The organism is Streptomyces sp. NPDC060002 (genome assembly GCF_042737245.1).
GTDB lineage: Bacteria > Actinomycetota > Actinomycetes > Streptomycetales > Streptomycetaceae > Streptomyces.
Map to the genome: position 1 here is coordinate 10177 of NZ_JBHWUW010000037.1, position 17078 is coordinate 27254.

Here is a 17078-nt window from a genome sequence, read left to right on the forward strand (position 1 = left end):
GACTCCATCCACCTCCCCCACCCTTCGGTGGGCCCCACCCCAACCCCCCCCCCCCCCGCCACCACCTTGTCCGCATACGTTCGTCCCGCTGCGAGCCGCCGGGTCAACGGCGGCTCCCCAAACGGGAGATCGGGAGTGGGCGTGCGCATCGGACTGCTGACGGAGGGCGGCTATCCGTATCTGAGCGGTGACGCCGGGCTCTGGTGCGACCGGCTCGTGCGCGGGCTCGGGCAGCACGAGTTCGACGTCTACGCGCTCAGTCGTGCCGAACACCAGGAGGAAGCGGGCTGGGTCGAGCTTCCGCCGCAGGTCAGCCGGGTGTGTACGGCGCCGCTGTGGAAGGCCGAGGACGACGGGGTCGCCTACGGCAGGCGCGCGCGCCGGCGCTTCGCGGAGTCCTACGGCGAATTGGTGACCGCGCTGTGCGAGGGGGACCCCCCGGACGCTGCGGGTCCCCCGGGGGCCGCTCCGGCCGTTCAGGCGGACCGTTTCGCCAACGCGCTGTACGGCCTCGCCGAACTCGCCAGGGACGAGGGCGGCCTGGTGGGGGCACTCCGCTCGGAAAGCGCCGTGCGCACCCTGGAACGTGCCTGTCGCGCGCCCGGCGCGCTGCGTACGGCGCGCGAGGCGCGCGTACCCGAGCTGCTCGCCGTCGCCGCGCACCTCGAACGCGCCCTGCGCCCCCTCTCGCTCGACTGGTACGGGGAGGACGGCGGAGGCGACGGGGGTGAGGGCCTCGGCGCGGTCGACCTGTGCCACGCCACGTCCGGCGGCGCGGCGGCCCTGCCCGGGCTGCTCGCACGGCACTTCTTCGACGTGCCGCTGCTGGTGACCGAGTACGGGGTCCGGCTGCGGACGCACTACCTGAGCTCGGGGACGGGTCCCTCGCCCGCAGGCTCCGGGGGCGTGCCGTCCGCCGAGGCGGCTCCCGCCGTACGCGCTCTGGTCGCCGCCTTCCACGGTCGGCTCGCCGCCGAGGTGTACCGGCAGGCGGCATGCGTCACCCCCGGCAACAGACACGCCCGCCGCTGGCAGGAGCGCTGCGGTGCCGACCGCGCCAAACTGCGCACCGTCTACCCGGGCATGGAGGCGTCCCGCTTCGCCGAGGTGGGCGACTCCCGCGACACCGCCGATCCGCACACCCTCGTCTGGGTCGGCCGGGTGGAACCGGCGAAGGACCTGGTCTCCCTGCTGCACGCCTTCGCGGAACTCCGCAAGGAGGAACCGCGCACGCGCCTGCGGATCATCGGCGCTCCGGCCGGGGCGGAGGGGCAGGCCTACCTCGGCCACTGCAAGGTGCTGGCCGCGCAGCTCTTCCCCGACGAGGCGGACGGGCCGCACGCCGTCGGCGACAACCCGGTGTCCTTCGAGGAGATCGGCGGCCCGGAGGCGCCCACCCTCGCCGAGGCGTACGCGGCCGGCGCGGTGGCCGTCCTGTCCAGCGTCGTCGAGGGGTTCCCGGTCGGTCTGGTCGAGGCGATGTTCTGCGGTCGCGCGACCGTGTCGACCGACGTCGGCGCGGTGGTGGAGGTCATCGGCGGCACGGGACTGGTGGTTCCGCCGCGCAATCCACGGGCGCTCGCGGAGGCATGCGTGGCGCTGCTGCGCGACCCCGACCGCCGTGCGCGCCTGGGCGCGGCCGCCCGCGCCCGAGCCCTGGAACTCTTCACGGTCGAGCAGAACATCACGGCATTTCACGGCATTTACCTGGAGCTCGTCGCCCAGGCCCCGGTACGGCGATTCCTCTTCGACGACGGTGATCCCCGTCCGTTCGCCGTCCCGGCCGAGGCGTGTCTGCCGGGCCACTGGACCGGCCCGGACGCGCGCGTCACCGCCCGGCGCGGTCCGGGCTGGGCGGCGGGGCCACCGCCCCGGGGCACCTCGCCGATTTCTGCGACCGAGGGGGCACGATGAGCGGGCTCGACGAGCTGGACCGACCGGGAACGCCGGGAGTACCGGGAGTACCGGGAGCACAGGGAACGCGGGGGGCTGCGGAGGCGCCGGGGAGTTTCGGAGCGCGCGTCGACGCCGCCGCCGACGGGCGCAGCCCGGCCGCTGCCCGCCGTGGCGCCGCGGACCCGGTGAAAGCCCTGATGCACCGTCACCGCGAGCTGTGCGAACGCGCCGTCGACCCGCTGGAGATCGCGGCGGGCCTGGAGGCCCACGGGGTCACCGACCGCACCGCGGCACGCTTCCGGCACCGGGACGTCTTCTCCCTCGCGGAGGAGATGTACGCCCGCGTCCCCCGCGACGGTGACGCGCCCCCGCTCCTCCCGGCCACGGCGACCCCGCGGCCCCGCCTGGACCGGGCACTGCTCACCCTCCTGCCCGGAGTCCTGTGCGCCGCGGGCGTGACCGGTGTGCGCCTCACGCATGGGCGCACATGTCTGCTCGTCGCCGCCGCGGGCGTCCTCGCCGTCGCCCTCGCCGTGCGTGCGGTGCTGCGCCGGGGCCCGTTGAGCCCGCACCGTGGCGTCCACCCGGGCCCGCACCGGACGGGTGCCTGGACCTGCTGGCTCCTCGGCTACGCGGCCCTCGGCGACAGCCTTCTGCGCGCCGCCGTCGCCGGGGGCCCCGACCGCCTGCCCGACGGGACGGCGGGCGGCCCCTGGCCCCTCGCCGCGGCCCCGCTGCTCACCCTCACCCTGGCCTGCGCGCCGGCCGCCTGGAGCGCGCACCTCCTTGCCGTACGCGCCCGGCGCCGACTGGACACCAGCCGTGGCCTGGAGGAGTTCGCCGCCTCCGTACAGCCGCTGCTGCTCGGCACCTTCGCCCTGTTCCTGTGCGCGCTGGCCGCGCTGACCCCGCTGTGCGCCGCGGTCCTGGGCGAGCCGGCCGACTACGGCCACACCCTCACCCTGGGCGCGCTCCTCTTCCTCGCTCGTCTCCTCACCGCGCACGGCTTCACCCACGTCCCGGCGGTCGCCCTCGGAGTCGTCGGCACGGCGGAGGCGCTGGCCCCGGCCACGCTCTTCACGGGCCGGCTCCCGGGCTGCGACTTCCTGGCCACCCCCGTCGAGAGCCTCGTCGCCGCCTGGGGTCCGGCCGGTGTCCCGTCCCTCGTCTGCGGAGCCGCGGCGCTGGCCCTGCTGTTCCACGCGACCCGCACGCTGACCAGGGCCTCGGCCCACGCGCGAACGGACCAGCCGTGCTGAACGGTCCAGCCGTGCTGAGCGGTCCAGTGGTGCTGAGCGGTCCAGTGGTGCCGAGCGGTCCAGTGGTGCCGAGCGGTCCAGCCGTGCTGAACGGTCCAGTGGTGCTGAGCGGTCCAGTGGTGCCGAGCGGTCCAGTGGTGCCGAGCGGTCCAGCCGTGCTGAGCGGTCCAGTGGTGCTGAACGGTCCAGTGGTGCTGAGCGGTCCAGCCGTGCTGAGCGGTCCAGTGGTGCCGAGCGGGCCAGCCGCGCTGACCCGAGCCCGCCGCCGCACCCGCCCCCGCCGGCCCCTCCGACGACCGCCCCTCCGACGCCTGCCGTCGGCGTCTCGGCCGCCGGGCGCGGCGCAGTCCCCACCGCGCCCGGACCATGCGGCGCACACGTTCCTCCACCCAGCCGCAGCCCACCGCAACACGCTTGAAGGAGAGACCAGATGACCACCTCCCGATCCGGAGCGACCGGAGATACCGGGGCCCCCGGGGTCCCAGGCGCCCCCGCGGTCACAGGAGCAGCCGCAGGACACGCGGCGACCGGAGCCCCCGTGGCCCCGTCGACAGCCGCGGCGCACATCCCGGGAGCCGCACGATGAGGGTCCTGCTGATCGGAGCCAACGGCTACCTCGGTCGTTTCGTCGCCGACCGTCTGCTCGCCGACCCGGCCGTCCAGCTCACCGCGCTCGGCCGCGGCGACGATGCCGACGTCCGCTTCGACCTCGCGTCCGGCAGCCCCGGCGCGCTCACCCGCTTCCTCGACGCGGTCCACCCCCAGGTCGTCGTCAACTGCGCGGGCACCACCCGGGGCGGCGCCCGCGAGCTCACCCGGCACAACACCGTCGCCGTCGCCACCGTCTGCGAGGCTCTGCGCCGCAGCGGCTGCGGCGCACGTCTGGTGCAGATCGGCTGCGGCGCCGAGTACGGCCCGAGCCAGCCCGGCTCCTCGACGGCCGAGGACGCCGTGCCCCGCCCCGGCGGCCCGTACGGCGTCAGCAAGCTCGCCGCCACGGAACTCGTCCTCGGCTCCGGTCTGGACGCCGTCGTGCTCCGGGTCTTCTCGCCCGCCGGTCCGGGCACGCCCGCCGGCTCCCCGCTGGGCCGGCTCGCCGAGGCCATGCGCCGCGCCATGCAGTCCGGCGACGGCGAGCTCAAACTCGGCGGCCTCGGCGTGCAACGCGACTTCATCGACGTCCGGGACGTCGCCCGTGCCGTGCACGCGGCCTCGCTCTCCGCCGCGCAGGGCGTCATCAACATCGGCTCGGGCCGCGCCGTCCGCCTGCGCGACGCCGCCGCGACCCTCGCGCGGGTGGCCGGGTACGGCGGCGCTCTGCACGAACTCGACGGGCCGTCCGGCGGCCACCTCAGGGCCGCCATCGGCCACCCCCGCCCCGAGTCGGACCACGCGGGACCCGTCGCGTACCCGTATCCGGACGGCTGCGGCAGCTGGCAGCAGGCCGATGTGCGCACCGCCCGGGACCGGCTCGGGTGGCGGCCCCGCATCAACCTGGAGGAGTCCCTCGCCGACATCTGGATGGAGGCGGCATGTCGTATCTGACCGGAACTCCGGCGGGCACCGCGAGCGCCGGCATCACCGACGTCCGCACCGGCTTCGGCGTCCCCGGCCTCGCGCACCCCCTGCTCGCGTCGACCGAGTGGCGCGGACTCGCCCACCCAGGCAGGCCTCTGCACTGGGTCGTCCTCGACGTCGCCGACGGTCCCGGCGACCGCCCCGACCCGCACTGCCTGGAAGCCGCGGGCCGGCTGCGCAACGCCGGTGTCCGGGTCCTCGGGCACCTCGACACCCGCTACGGCGCCCGTCCCTTCACCGAGGTGATCTCCGACGCACAGCGCCACCTCGACTGGTACCAGGTCGACGGCTTCCTCCTCGACCGGTGCCCGGCCGGGCGCACCGCCCTCCCCGAACTGCGCCGCACGGTCGGGACACTCCGCGCCCTCAACGACGCGCCCCACATCGTCCTCGGCCACGGCACCCACCCTCACCCCGGCTACGCCGAACTCGCCGATCAGGTGGTCACCTTCTCGGGCTCCTGGAGCGACTACCGCTGGTCGCAGGTGGCCGAGTGGACCGCGGAGCACCCGCCCGAGCGCTTCTGCCACCTCGTGCACGGCGTGCCACGTGGTCACCTCGACGAGGCGCTGCGCATCGCGCGCTGGCAGGGCGCCGCGACGATCTGGTTCACCGACGGCACCGGCCGCGGCGGCCTCGCCGGCCCCTGGGAGACCCTGCCCGGCTACTGGGACGAACTCGTCTCGCGGATCGGAACGGGTGTCTCGGAATGAAGAAGGCCATGGCAGTGTTACGGGGAGAACAACTGTAGTGATCGACCGACCAACGGAGTCCCCGTGTCGCTGCCACCCCTGGTCGAGCCAGCCTCTGAGCTCACCGTAGACGAGGTCCGCAGGTACTCCCGCCACCTGATCATCCCCGATGTCGGGATGGACGGGCAGAAGCGGCTGAAGAACGCCAAGGTGCTCTGTGTGGGCGCCGGCGGCCTGGGCTCGCCGGCGCTGATGTACCTGGCCGCGGCGGGCGTGGGCACGCTCGGCATCGTGGAGTTCGACGAGGTCGACGAGTCGAACCTCCAGCGGCAGATCATCCACAGCCAGGCCGACATCGGCCGCTCCAAGGCCGAGTCCGCCCGCGACTCCGTCCTCGGCATCAATCCGTACGTGAATGTGGTCCTGCACGAAGAACGGCTCGAGGCCGAGAACGTGTTGGACATCTTCAGCCAGTACGACCTGATCGTCGACGGCACGGACAACTTCGCGACCCGCTACCTGGTCAACGACGCGTGCGTGCTGCTGAACAAGCCGTACGTGTGGGGCTCGATCTACCGCTTCGACGGCCAGGCGTCCGTCTTCTGGTCCGAGCACGGTCCGTGCTACCGCTGCCTCTACCCGGAGCCCCCGCCGCCGGGCATGGTCCCCTCCTGCGCCGAGGGCGGCGTGCTGGGCGTGCTGTGCGCGTCGATCGGCTCCATCCAGGTCAACGAGGCGATCAAGCTCCTCGCGGGCATCGGCGAGCCGCTGCTCGGTCGCCTGATGATCTACGACGCCCTGGAGATGCAGTACCGCCAGGTCAAGGTCCGCAAGGACCCCGACTGCGCGGTCTGCGGCGAGAACCCGACCGTCACCGAGCTCATCGACTACGAGGCCTTCTGCGGCGTCGTCTCCGAGGAGGCCCAGGCGGCGGCGGCCGGCTCGACGATCACTCCCAAGCAGCTCAAGGAGTGGATCGACGACGGCGAGAACATCGAGATCATCGACGTCCGTGAGCAGAACGAGTACGAGATCGTCTCCATCCCGGGCGCCAGGCTGATCCCGAAGAACGAGTTCCTGCTGGGCACCGCCCTGGAGGGCCTGCCGCAGGACAAGAAGATCGTCCTGCACTGCAAGACGGGTGTCCGCAGTGCGGAAGTCCTCGCGGTCCTGAAGTCCGCGGGCTTCTCGGACGCCGTGCATGTCGGCGGCGGCGTGATCGGCTGGGTCAATCAGATCGAGCCGAGCAAGCCGATCTACTGACCCGGCCGTTCCCCTGGCGCACCGGGGTGACCGGTCCGATCGGCGGGGGCTTGGCGTACCACGAGTGCGCGAAGCCCCCGCCGTCGTCATGAGCAGACCTTGCCGTCCTTCGGCACCGTTCCCTTCAACAGGTACGCGTCCACCGCCGAGTCGACGCAGTCGCTCCCGCTGCCGTACGCACCGTGCCCCTCGCCCTTCCAGGTGAGCAGCACACCTACGCCCTTGCCGAGCTCGTCCGCCATTTTCCGGGCGCCCTCGTACGGCGTCGCCGGGTCCCCGGTGTTGCCGACCAGCAGGATCGGTGCCGCACCCGCCGCGCTCACCTCCGGGGTGTCGTACTGCCCGGCCACCGGCCAGTCGTGGCACCAGCCGGCGGTGTCCCAGCCCAGGAAGTCCCCGAACACGGGCGAGATCTTCTCGAACTCCGGCAGCAGCTTCTTCGTCCCCTCGGCGGTCGCCCGCTGCTTGTCGTCCAGGCACGATATGACCCGTTGCGAGTGGGTCGTCGTGCCGTAGTGCCCCGAGGTGTCCCGCTCGTTGTAGCCGTCGGCGAGCGTCAGCAGTTCGGAGCCGTCCCCGTCCTCGGCCGACTCCAGGGCGCTGGTCAGGCTCGGCCAGCTCTGCTTGCTGTACAGCGGCAGCACGATGCCGGTGACCGCGAGCGTCTGCGTCAGCTTCCGCCCGTCCGACGTGGGCAGCGGGTCGGTGTCGATCCGGTCCAGCAGATCCGCGATCTTCTTGCTGCCCTTCGCGGGGTCCTGGCCCGTCGACTCGAGGTAGTCGTCGAGTGCCCGCTGGAAGCCGCGTGCCTGGTTCTGCGCGTGGCCCACCGAGTCGGCGCTCGGGTCCACGACCGCGTCGAGGATCAGCCGCCCCACGTTCTTGGGGAACAGGTGGGCGTACACGCCGCCCAGTTCGGTGCCGTAGGAGATGCCGAAGTAGTGCATCTTCGAGTCGCCGAGGACCTGGCGCATCAGGTCCATGTCGCGGGCGGTGTCGGTCGTCGACACATGCGCCAGCAGCTCTCCGGCAGCCTTCTCGCAGCCCTTGCCGAAGTCGGTGGCGTCCTCGAAGTACGCCTGTTCCTCGGCGGGGGTGTCCGGGGTGGAGTCGAGGGACTCGGCGGCCTGGATGGCCTTGTCGGCGCGGCAGCGGACGCCCTCGCTGGCGCCGACCCCGCGCGGGTCCCAGCTCACCAGGTCGTAGCGCTCGCGGAGCGAAGAGAAGGCGGAGCCGTAGGCGGGGAGCGTGGACACTCCCGAGCCGCCGGGTCCGCCGAAGTTGAACAACAGCGAGCCGGTCCGCTTGCTCCCCTCGGCGCGGGACTTGGTACGCACCAGGGCGAGGCCGATCGTTTTGCCGTCCGGCTTCGACCAGTCCAGTGGCACCTTCAGCGTCGCGCACTGCCAGTCGCTGCCCGGCGCGGCGGAGTCCGCCGTGGCCCTGCAGCGTCCCCAGTCGAGCTTCTGCCCGGTCAGCGAAGCGGGCAGCGCGGACGTCGTAGCGGTCGCACTGGCCGCCGCGGAGGAGGCGGCCGTACCGCCCTTGCCGTCCCCGCCCCCGTCCGACGCGCCGCTGCTGCAACCCGTCACCAGCAGTGCGGCGGCGGCCCCCAGCGCCGTCCACCGTACGAATCGCGCCATGTGCACTTCCCCCCTCGCAGGCCGTCCGCGCTCGGCGGCGAACGGCTGTCAGGCCATATTAGGCGGCGCACGGCGCACCCGTCCGGGCCTGTGGATAACCTTTTGACCTGCGGCTTTCTCGGGAATTTGCGGCGGCGTCAGGAACAGACGGTCCCTGCGGCCGGCACCTTGCCGTTCAGCAGGTAGCCGTTCACCGCCGTCTGTACGCACTTGTTCTTGCTGTCGTACGCACCGTGCCCCTGCCCCTTGTACGTCAGCTCCACCCCGACCCCGGGGCCCAGCGCGTCCACCATCTTCCGGGCCCCCTCGTACGGGGTCGCCGGGTCGCCGGTGTTGCCCACGACGAGGATCGGCGCCGACCCGGGCGCGCTCACGTCGGGGTGGTCGGCGGCGCCGGCGACGGGCCAGTCGGTGCAACTGACCATGCCCCAGGCCAGGAAGTCCCCGAACACGCTGGAGGCGGCCCGGAACTCCGGCAGCTTCTGCTGCACCTGGGCGGTGGAGTAGCGCGGCTTGTCGTCGGCGCAGTTGATGGAGATGTTGGCGGCCGTGATGTTGCTGTACTCGCCGTTCTCGTTGCGGCCGTTCATCAGGTCGGACAGCAGCATGAGGACCTTGCCGTTCCCGGCGTAGGCCTGCTCCAGGCCCTCGGTGAGGTACTCCCAGAAGTCCTTCGAGTACAGCGCCTGCGCGATGCCGTTGGTCGCGGCGCTCTGGGTCAGTTCGCGCGGGAAGATGCCCGGGATCGGCTTGCCGTCGAGGTTTTTGAGGAGCCCCGCGATCCGGTCCTTCACGTCCTGCGCGGTGTCCCCGACGGGGCAGTCCTCCGTCTTGGACGTGCAGTCCTCGGCGAAGTTGTCGAGTGCGAGCTGGAAGCCCTCGGCCTGCCCGAGTGAGCCCTGTTCGGACGTCTGCGTAGGGTCGACGACCGCGTCGAAGACGGCGCGTCCCACGTGCTTGGGGAACAAGTGGGCGTACACGCCGCCCAGTTCGGTGCCGTAGGAGATGCCGAAGTAGTACAGCCGGTCGTCGCCGAGGACCTGGCGCATCAGGTCCATGTCGCGGGCCGCGTCCGTGGTCCGCACGTTCGGCAGCATCTTCGCGGAGTTCTCCTCGCAGGCCGCGTTGAAGTCCTTGGTGTTCTCCAGCAGCGCGGTGCGCTCGGCGGCGTCGTCGGGCGTGCTGTCCTGCTGGAAGTACGCGTCGAGCTGCTGGTCGTTCTTGCATTGCACCTTGGCGCTGCGGCCGACCCCGCGCGGGTCGAAGCTGACCAGGTCGTAGCGGGTACGCAAGGCCGCGTACTCCTCGCCGAAGGCGGGCAGGGTGGAGACGCCCGAGCCGCCGGGGCCGCCGAAGTTGAAGATCAGGGAGCCGATCCTGCGGCTCTCGTCGCCGCTCGTCGGGGCCCTGATCAGCGCGATGTCGATCGTGGCACCCTTGGGGTCGTCCCAGTCGCGGGGCGCCTTCATGGTGGCGCACTGCCACTGGTCGCCGTCCGGCAGCGGAGTCGGCGCGCTGCCGCCGCCCTCCGCCTGGGAGGGTGCCGGGCAGTCCTTCCAGCTCAGCTTCTGCGCCGTCAGATCCTCGTCCTGCGCATCGTCGCCGCAGCCCGCCACCATGGAGGACAGCAGCAGGGCGGTGGCGGTCACGGCGGCGGCGCGCAGGCGGGAGGGGTTCGGCATGATCCCATCCTGCGGTCGTGCCCGGGCACGCGCGCGGGGCGCCGGGCCGTACGAGGTACGGGCGCCGGAGCGCTCCTACAGGGCGCCCTTGCGGGTGAGGTGGTTGAAGGCCAGCCAGCCGGGCAGTACCGGCAGCCACAGCGTCAGCAGGCGGAAGAGCAGCACCGCGGGAGCGGCGACCTCCTTGGGCAGGCCCACGGCGATCAGACCGACCGTCAGGGTCGCCTCGACGGCGCCGACTCCGCCCGGTGTCGGGGCGGCGGAGCCGAGGGCGTTGCCGGCGAGGAAGACGACGGCGACGCTGGCGATGCTGAGCGAGGTCGACTCGTCGCCGAACGCGCGGATCGACGCGTCCAGGCACATCACGAAGCAGGCGGTGAGGAGGAGCATGCCGCCGATCCCGGTGACCAGCTTCTGCGGCCGCTGCAGTACGTCCAGCATGCGCGGCACGACCCCGGCGAACAGGGACCGCACGCGCGTGCTGACGAACTTGCGCAGGAACGGCACCGAGGTCACCACGAGCACGAGCACCGCCACCGTGAGCAGACCCGCGATGACGGTGCGGGACGGCGACAGCGACGGCGTCTTCTCGGTGCCGGTCAGATAGCCGAACGACAGCAGCATCAGGATGTGGCAGCCCAGGCCGAACAGCTGCGAGGCGCCGACGCTGGCCACCGCGAGGCCGGGCCGCACCCCCGCGCGCTGGAGGAAGCGGGTGTTGAGGGCGACCCCGCCGACCGCGGCCGGGGCCACGATCTTCACGAACGACCCGGCGACCTGCGCGGCCACGGTCCGCGGGAACGGCACCCGCTCCGGTACGAACCCCAGCAGGCTCATCGCCGCGGCGACGTAGCTCACCGCGGAGAACAGCACGGCCGCGGCCACCCAGCCCCATTCGGCGTTGGCGATGAGCGGACCGAACTCGATGTGGGTGAGCTGCGTCAGCAGGAAGTAGGCGCCGATGGCACCGGCGATGAAACTCATCAGGGTGCGCGGCCGCACCCGCTCCAGCCGGGCCGGCTCGACCGGCGCCTGGGGCCGGATCAGCAGCACCTCGTGCCGGATCTGCGTCAGCAGATCCTCCTCGCGGGCCTCCTCGAGCGCGTCGTCGATGGCCCGCTTCTCGGCCCGCGCCTCCGCGCGTACGGCCTTCTTGTCCGGCTTCTCGAGGGCGACGGGTGCGGTGTCGTGCCCTGCCGCCTCCAGGCGGGCCTGCTTGGCCTGCCGCGAGGATTCCAGGACCGCCTCGCGCTCCCGCTGCGCACGCTCGCGTGCCAGTCGGCGCAGCGTCGCGCGCGTGGAGCGGGTCAGCGCGATGGGCTGGAGCATCGGCAGACAGTCCGCGACCGTGTCCGGTCCGAGCACGCCCACCGCGGAGGCCACCGCCCGTTCGGCGCCCACCAGCAGGCCGAGCGTCGTCACCAGCTGGGCGACGTCCATGCGCAGCAGCAGGTCGCCGGCCGCGATCTCGCCGCCGCGCAGATCGGTGAGGATCACCCTGCCGGAACGATCCACCAGAATCGCGTCACCCGCGAGCCGGCGGTGCGCGATGCGCCGCGACTGGAGTGCCTGCACCTGGTGCCAGGTGTTGCGCAGCAGGTCGTCGGTGATCTCGTCGTCCGCCAGTGAGTCGAGGGTGCGGCCGCCGGTGTGCTCGTAGACGAGTATGACCGCGTCGGGACCGAGCTCGGAGGTCGCGATCAGCTTCGGCGCGTTGGCGCCGGCCGCGATGGCCGCGTAGGCGAGCAGCGCCTCCTGTTCGAGGGCCTGGCGCAGCGACTGGAGGCTGCTGCGGGTGGCGAAGCCGCGCAGGGTCAGATTGCGCCACGCGCGGTAGAAGAATCCCTGGGCCTGCTGTTCCCGGTCGACGACCGTGACGTCGAGCGGTGGACCGTCCTCCAGGGTGACGAAGTAGCGTCTGCCCCGGTCGCCCTCCGCCGCGTCCGGGCCCTCCTCGCGGGCCGCGTTCACCGGGCGGAAGCCGACGTGCCGCAGGCCCGCCATCAGCGTCCGCCCTGTCGGGCGCACGTTCGGGGAGCCGACCGCGTACAGCGTCCCGTAGGCCACCGTCCAGCCGATCAGCACCGTGAGGATGATCGAGAACGGTGTCGTGTAGCCGGTGACGAGCATCGAGAAGGCGTCGAGGAGCAGCACGATCCACAGCACCGAGCGCCAGCGCGGCCGACGCGACATCCCGACGGCGGTCATATAGGCGATGACGGGCGCGAGGTAGCCGTGCACGGGGTCGGTGAGGGCGTGGATGTCACCGGGGGAGGGCTGGGTGAGCGCCTCCTGGATCGAGCTCGGGGCGGCCTTGGCGACCCACAGGTCGGTGGCGAGGGTCACACCGTGCGCGAGGACCGCGGCGAGGACGCCGTCGGCGATGCGCAGCCCGTCGCGCTTGATCAGCCGCTCGATGGCGAACGCGACCGGCACCAGCAGGATCGCGATGCTGGACGCCAGCCCCGCGATCTTGATGAGGAGATCGGGGGCCTGTCCGGTGCCCTTGTTGATGTCCTGTTCGAGGCCGGAGGTCGTCCCGTGTGCGAAGGCGGCGATGCCCAGGAGGAGGACCACGGCGAGCACGCCCACCAGCAGCCGCATCAGGTCGGAAGGGCGGTGCACGCGCGCGGGGAGGAGCGGTTCGTCGCCCTCGACCTCGTCGATGTGCACCTCTTCCCGTGCCTCTTCGGTGATGTCCGGGCGCGGCGCAGCGTCAGAGGTGCTTTCCGCGCCCTCAGGATGCACGCCCTGCTGCTTCATCGTCTCTTCTTGATCTCGTATCACCGGTGTCACCGCCCGCACGATGGTGGCATGCCCCACTGACACACGGGGGCATCAGGGTGCAAACGCGGGGGCGCACAGTCTGCCTGAAGCGCCGCCCGGGGGCGAGGGGCACACAGGGTCGCCGGCCCGTCCCATTGTCGGTGCCGTGGGGCAGGATGGGCCGGATGAGCGAGCAGAGCCTTCCGGACGACGCCCGCCCGGAGTACACGGACGCGCTGCCGGAGTACGCCGAGCGGGTCCTCGAGGTCGCGGAGCTGATTCCGCCCGGGCGGGTCATGACGTACGGGGACGTGGCGGAGTGGCTGGAGGAGGGCGGGCCGAGGCAGGTGGGCCGGGTGATGGCCCTCTACGGCGGCGCCGTCCCGTGGTGGCGTGTGGTCCGCGCGGACGGGACGCTGCTCCCGGGCCACGAGCTGCGGGCGCTGGACCACTACCGCGCCGAGGGCACGCCGCTGAAGCAGGCGAGCAGGGCCGCCCAGGGGCACCTGCCGCGCCTCGACATGAAGCGGGCTCGGTGGGACGGCGGCGGGCGCGCGGAAGGTCACACCTGACAGCTTCCGCCATCGGACGGCGCCGAGGGGATCTTGTGGCCCGTACGGGGGAAACAGCGCAAAGAGGGCACGTCCGCGGCATGGCGTACGTTCGAGGGGCGAGGGACGTGCACGGCAGCAGGGCCGGGAGGGGCGTGAGGGCTGCGAGGGCCTCGAGAGAAGAACCGGAAGCCATCCTTCCGGACCGCTTGTCGGCGTAGCGTCGGCCGCACGCGTCCCCCTCATCCCGTGATCACCGCTCTCCCCGAGCGGTGCTCCGTCAACCAGTACACCCACCAGGACCGGCGAACCACGTGAGCTCCTCTTTCTCCACCAGGCGCCTGTCGCACCCCCAGGGGCGACAGGGGGACCGTGGCGCTTACCGACTGGTGCGTACCCCGCCGGCCCGCGTGGGTCCCCCTCGTCTGGACGCCACACAGCGCTCCGTGGTTGACCACGGGGCCGGTCCGCTGCTCGTCCTCGCAGGTCCGGGCACCGGGAAAACCACCACCCTCGTCGAGTCCGTGGCGGCCCGGATCGCCCGCGGGGGCGACCCCGAACGCATCCTGGTGCTCACGTTCAGCCGCAAGGCGGCCGTGGAGCTGCGGGACCGGATGGCGCATCGCATGGGCGCCGCCCGCGCGCCCCAGGCGACCACCTTCCACTCGTACTGCTATGCCCTGATCCGCGCCCACCAGGACGCCGACCTGTTCGTGGAACCCCTGCGGCTGCTGTCAGGACCCGAGCAGGACGTGGCCGTCCGCGAACTGCTCGCCGGCCAGCTCGACCTGCAACGGCTCGGTCTCGCGCATGTGCGCTGGCCGGACGAACTGCGCGCCTGCCTCACCACGCGCGGCTTCGCCGACGAGGTCCGCGCGGTGCTCGCCCGCAGCCGCGAACTGGGCCTCGACCCCGCGGCCCTGGACGCCTTCGCGCACCGCATCGGCCGCCCCGACTGGCGTGCCGCCGCCGCCTTCCTCGCCGAGTACCTCGACGTGCTCGATCTGCACGGCGTGATCGACTACGCGGAACTCGTCCACCGCGCGGTCCTTCTCGCCCATCGCCCCGAGGTGGCCGAGCGACTCGCCGCACGGTACGACGCCGTGTTCGTCGACGAGTACCAGGACACCGACCCGGCCCAGGTGCGGCTGCTGCACGCCCTCGCCGGCGGCGGCCGCGGCCTGGTCGCCTTCGGTGACCCCGACCAGTCGATCTACACCTTCCGGGGCGCCGACGTGAACGGCATCCTGGACTTCCCCCGGGACTTCCCCCGCCCCGACGGCCGTCCGGCCCCCGTCGAGGTCCTGCGCACCTCCCGCCGCTCCGGTGCCGCCCTCCTGGACGCCACCCGGCGGCTCACCCGGCGGATGCCCCTGACGCGCCTCCCGGCCGAGAAGGTCCGCGCCCACCGCGAGCTGGCCTCCGCGCGCGACGGCGGCCACGTCGAGGTCTACACGTATCCGACCCCCGGCACCGAGCTGGACAACGTCGCCGACATCCTGCGCCGCGCGCACCTGGAGGACGGGGTGCCCTGGAGCGAGATGGCCGTACTGGTACGCGCCGGCTCCCGCACGATCCCGACGGTCCGCCGCGCCCTCACCGCCGCCGGCGTCCCCCTCGACATCGACGGCGACGATCTCCCCCTGCGCCACGAACCCGCCGTGGCACCCCTGCTGACGGCCCTGCGCGCGGTGGCGACGGCGGAGGCCTCCGCGGCGGCGCCGGCGGGGGACGAGGACCCCGAGGCGGACGCGGACGCCTGCTGGCTCGACACCGAGACCGCCCTCACCCTCCTCGCCTCCCCGCTCGCCGGCATGGACGCCGCCGATCTGCGCCGCCTCGGCCGGGCCCTGCGCGACGAGGAGCGCGCCGCGGGCAACGCGCTGCCGCCGCCGTCCGACGAACTGCTCACGCGCGCCCTGGCCGAGCCGGTGCGGCTCGTCGCCCACGACCCGACGTACGCGCGCGGTGCCCAGCGCCTCGGCGCGCTGCTGGCGACGGCCCGGGAGGGCCTCGCGCGGGGCGGCACGGCCGAGGAGGCGCTGTGGGGCCTGTGGGACGGCACACCCTGGCCCGCGCGTCTGGAGCGGTCCGCCCGGCGCGGCGGCGCGGCCGGCCGTAACGCCGACCGGGACCTGGACGCCGTGTGCGCGCTCTTCGCCACCGCCGCGCGCGCGGAGGAGCGCACCGGTGGCCGGGGCGCCCTGAACTTCCTGGCCGAGATCGAGGCCGAGGACATCGCCGCCGACACCCTCACCCGGCGTGCCGTGCGCCCCGACGCCGTGCGCCTGATGACCGCCCACCGCGCCAAGGGCCTGGAGTGGAGCCTGGTGGTCGTGGCCGGCGTCCAGGAAGGCCTGTGGCCGGACCTGCGCCGCCGGGGCTCCCTCCTGGAGGCGGACCGCATCGGCCGCGACGGACTCGCCGAGCCGCTCACCCCGGGCGCGCTGCTCGCCGAGGAGCGCCGCCTGTTCTATGTCGCCGCCACACGCGCGCGGGAGCGACTCGTCGTCACCGCCGTGAAGGCGCCCGCCGACGACGGCGACCAGCCCTCCCGCTTCCTGACCGAACTCGGCGTCGAGCCCAAGGACGTCACCGGCCGCCCGCGCCGCCCCCTGGCGGTCGCCGCGCTGGTCGCCGAACTGCGCGCCACGACGGTCGACCCGCGCGCCTCCGCCACCCTCCGGGAGGCCGCCGCCCGCCGTCTGGCCCGGCTGGCCGCGCTCGCCGACGAGGACGGCAGGCCCCTGGTGCCGTCCGCCCACCCGTACCGCTGGTGGGGCATGTTCGAGCCGACCGAGAGCAAGGTGCCGCTGCGCGACCGCGACCAGCCCGTCGTGCTCTCCGGCAGTGCCCTCGACCAGCTTGCCAACACCTGCGCCCTCCAGTGGTTCCTGGGCCGCGAGGTGAAGGCCGACGCCCCCGCCACCGTCGCCCAGGGGTTCGGCAACGTGGTGCACGTCCTCGCCGACGAGGTCGCCTCCGGGCACACCCCGGCCGACCTCGACGTCCTCATGGAGCGCCTCGACTCCGTGTGGAACGCCCTCGCCTTCGACGCCCCGTGGAAGTCCGCGCAGGAGAAGACACACGCGCGCGTGGCGCTCGAACGCTTCCTGAAGTGGCATGTGATGGACCGCACGGGCCGCACACCGGTCGCCAGCGAGCACGACTTCGACGTCACCCTCGAAGCGGGCGAGTACGAGGTGCGCATCCGCGGCCAGATGGACCGTGTCGAGGTCGACACCGAAGGCCGTGCCTACGTCGTCGACTTCAAGACCGGCAAACAGGCGCCGACCGCCCGCGAGGTGGAGCGCCACCCCCAGCTCGCCGTGTACCAGCTCGCCGTCCGCGAGGGCGCCGTCGACGAGGCCTTCGACGGCGTACGACCCACACCGGGCGGCGCCGAACTCGTCCAGCTGCGGCAGAGCGCCGCCAAGCGGGACGGCGGCGAGAGCCTGCCCAAGGTGCAGGCGCAGGAAGCCCTCGAGGGCGAGGCGGGGGAGTGGGTCGGCGACCTGCTCGCCACGGCGGCCGGCAAGGTCCTCGACGAGCGCTTCACCCCGACCGCCGGCCAGCAGTGCACCCACTGCGCGTTCCGCGCCTCGTGCAGCGCCCGGCCCGAGGGACGGCACGTGGTCGAGTGACGGACCCGTGTGACAGACCCGTGTGACGGACCGCACCACGCTTGCTGACCTGGGCTTCTCTCGTTCCGGCAGGGCGATTTGTCATCGACTGTCAGTGCTCGCCG

General features: G+C 73.0%; 10 protein-coding genes. 7 read left to right on the forward strand and 3 right to left on the reverse strand.

Annotated elements, in window-relative coordinates; translation table 11 throughout:
• Positions 1–141: 141 nt before the first annotated feature.
• The 5 genes from ACFWBD_RS27715 to moeZ all read left to right on the forward strand — a co-directional run bounded on the left by ACFWBD_RS27715 (position 142) and on the right by moeZ (position 6688).
• Positions 142–1914: a DUF3492 domain-containing protein gene (locus tag ACFWBD_RS27715; RefSeq protein ID WP_385672226.1), complete on the forward strand. Its 1773-nt coding sequence runs from the start codon at positions 142–144 to the stop codon at positions 1912–1914.
• Positions 1911–3155 carry a hypothetical protein gene (locus ACFWBD_RS27720; protein WP_385672229.1) on the forward strand — a complete coding sequence of 415 codons (1245 nt, stop codon included), beginning with the start codon at positions 1911–1913 and terminating at the stop codon, positions 3153–3155. Before ACFWBD_RS27715 ends, ACFWBD_RS27720 begins: the two co-directional genes overlap by 4 nt.
• A 582-nt stretch (positions 3156–3737) precedes the next feature.
• Complete coding sequence (locus ACFWBD_RS27725) at positions 3738–4700, forward strand: NAD-dependent epimerase/dehydratase family protein (RefSeq protein WP_385672233.1); 963 nt, start codon at positions 3738–3740, stop codon at positions 4698–4700.
• Complete coding sequence (locus ACFWBD_RS27730; protein ID WP_385672236.1) at positions 4688–5446, forward strand: spherulation-specific family 4 protein; 759 nt, start codon at positions 4688–4690, stop codon at positions 5444–5446. The genes ACFWBD_RS27725 and ACFWBD_RS27730 overlap by 13 nt, the downstream gene beginning before the upstream one ends.
• A 63-nt stretch (positions 5447–5509) precedes the next feature.
• Positions 5510–6688 carry an adenylyltransferase/sulfurtransferase MoeZ gene (gene moeZ, locus ACFWBD_RS27735; RefSeq protein WP_385672239.1) on the forward strand — a complete coding sequence of 393 codons (1179 nt, stop codon included), beginning with the start codon at positions 5510–5512 and terminating at the stop codon, positions 6686–6688.
• Between the two features lie 86 nt (positions 6689–6774).
• Here moeZ and ACFWBD_RS27740 read toward each other — a convergent pair whose 3' ends face one another.
• The 3 genes from ACFWBD_RS27740 to ACFWBD_RS27750 form a co-directional block, all read right to left on the reverse strand.
• On the reverse strand, positions 6775–8331 hold the full coding sequence (locus ACFWBD_RS27740; RefSeq protein WP_385672242.1) for an alpha/beta hydrolase: 1557 nt from the start codon (positions 8329–8331) through the stop codon (positions 6775–6777).
• 137 nt (positions 8332–8468) lie between these two features.
• Positions 8469–10013: an alpha/beta hydrolase gene (locus ACFWBD_RS27745; protein ID WP_385672245.1), complete on the reverse strand. Its 1545-nt coding sequence runs from the start codon at positions 10011–10013 to the stop codon at positions 8469–8471.
• Between the two features lie 75 nt (positions 10014–10088).
• Positions 10089–12776: a lysylphosphatidylglycerol synthase domain-containing protein gene (locus tag ACFWBD_RS27750; RefSeq protein ID WP_385672248.1), complete on the reverse strand. Its 2688-nt coding sequence runs from the start codon at positions 12774–12776 to the stop codon at positions 10089–10091.
• 188 nt (positions 12777–12964) lie between these two features.
• Between ACFWBD_RS27750 and ACFWBD_RS27755 the strand changes: the two genes are divergently transcribed.
• Together ACFWBD_RS27755 and ACFWBD_RS27760 are read left to right on the forward strand one after the other, a co-directional pair.
• A complete protein-coding gene (locus tag ACFWBD_RS27755) occupies positions 12965–13351 on the forward strand; it encodes an MGMT family protein (RefSeq protein WP_385672251.1) in 387 nt (128 codons plus the stop codon).
• 293 nt (positions 13352–13644) lie between these two features.
• Positions 13645–16974, forward strand: a complete 3330-nt coding sequence (locus ACFWBD_RS27760; RefSeq protein ID WP_385672254.1) for an ATP-dependent helicase — start codon at positions 13645–13647, stop codon at positions 16972–16974.
• The last annotated feature ends 104 nt before the right edge of the window (positions 16975–17078 follow it).

What these genes read in the sequence shown, in the direction of transcription:
- ACFWBD_RS27730 (WP_385672236.1), top strand. Translation starts at nt 4,688, where the DNA reads ATGTCGTATCTGACCGGAACTCCGGCGGGCACCGCGAGCGCCGGCATC.
- ACFWBD_RS27750 (WP_385672248.1), bottom strand. Translation starts at nt 12,776, where the DNA reads ATGAAGCAGCAGGGCGTGCATCCTGAGGGCGCGGAAAGCACCTCTGAC.
- ACFWBD_RS27725 (WP_385672233.1), top strand. Translation starts at nt 3,738, where the DNA reads ATGAGGGTCCTGCTGATCGGAGCCAACGGCTACCTCGGTCGTTTCGTC.
- ACFWBD_RS27740 (WP_385672242.1), bottom strand. Translation starts at nt 8,331, where the DNA reads ATGGCGCGATTCGTACGGTGGACGGCGCTGGGGGCCGCCGCCGCACTG.
- ACFWBD_RS27745 (WP_385672245.1), bottom strand. Translation starts at nt 10,013, where the DNA reads ATGCCGAACCCCTCCCGCCTGCGCGCCGCCGCCGTGACCGCCACCGCC.
- ACFWBD_RS27720 (WP_385672229.1), top strand. Translation starts at nt 1,911, where the DNA reads ATGAGCGGGCTCGACGAGCTGGACCGACCGGGAACGCCGGGAGTACCG.
- ACFWBD_RS27755 (WP_385672251.1), top strand. Translation starts at nt 12,965, where the DNA reads ATGAGCGAGCAGAGCCTTCCGGACGACGCCCGCCCGGAGTACACGGAC.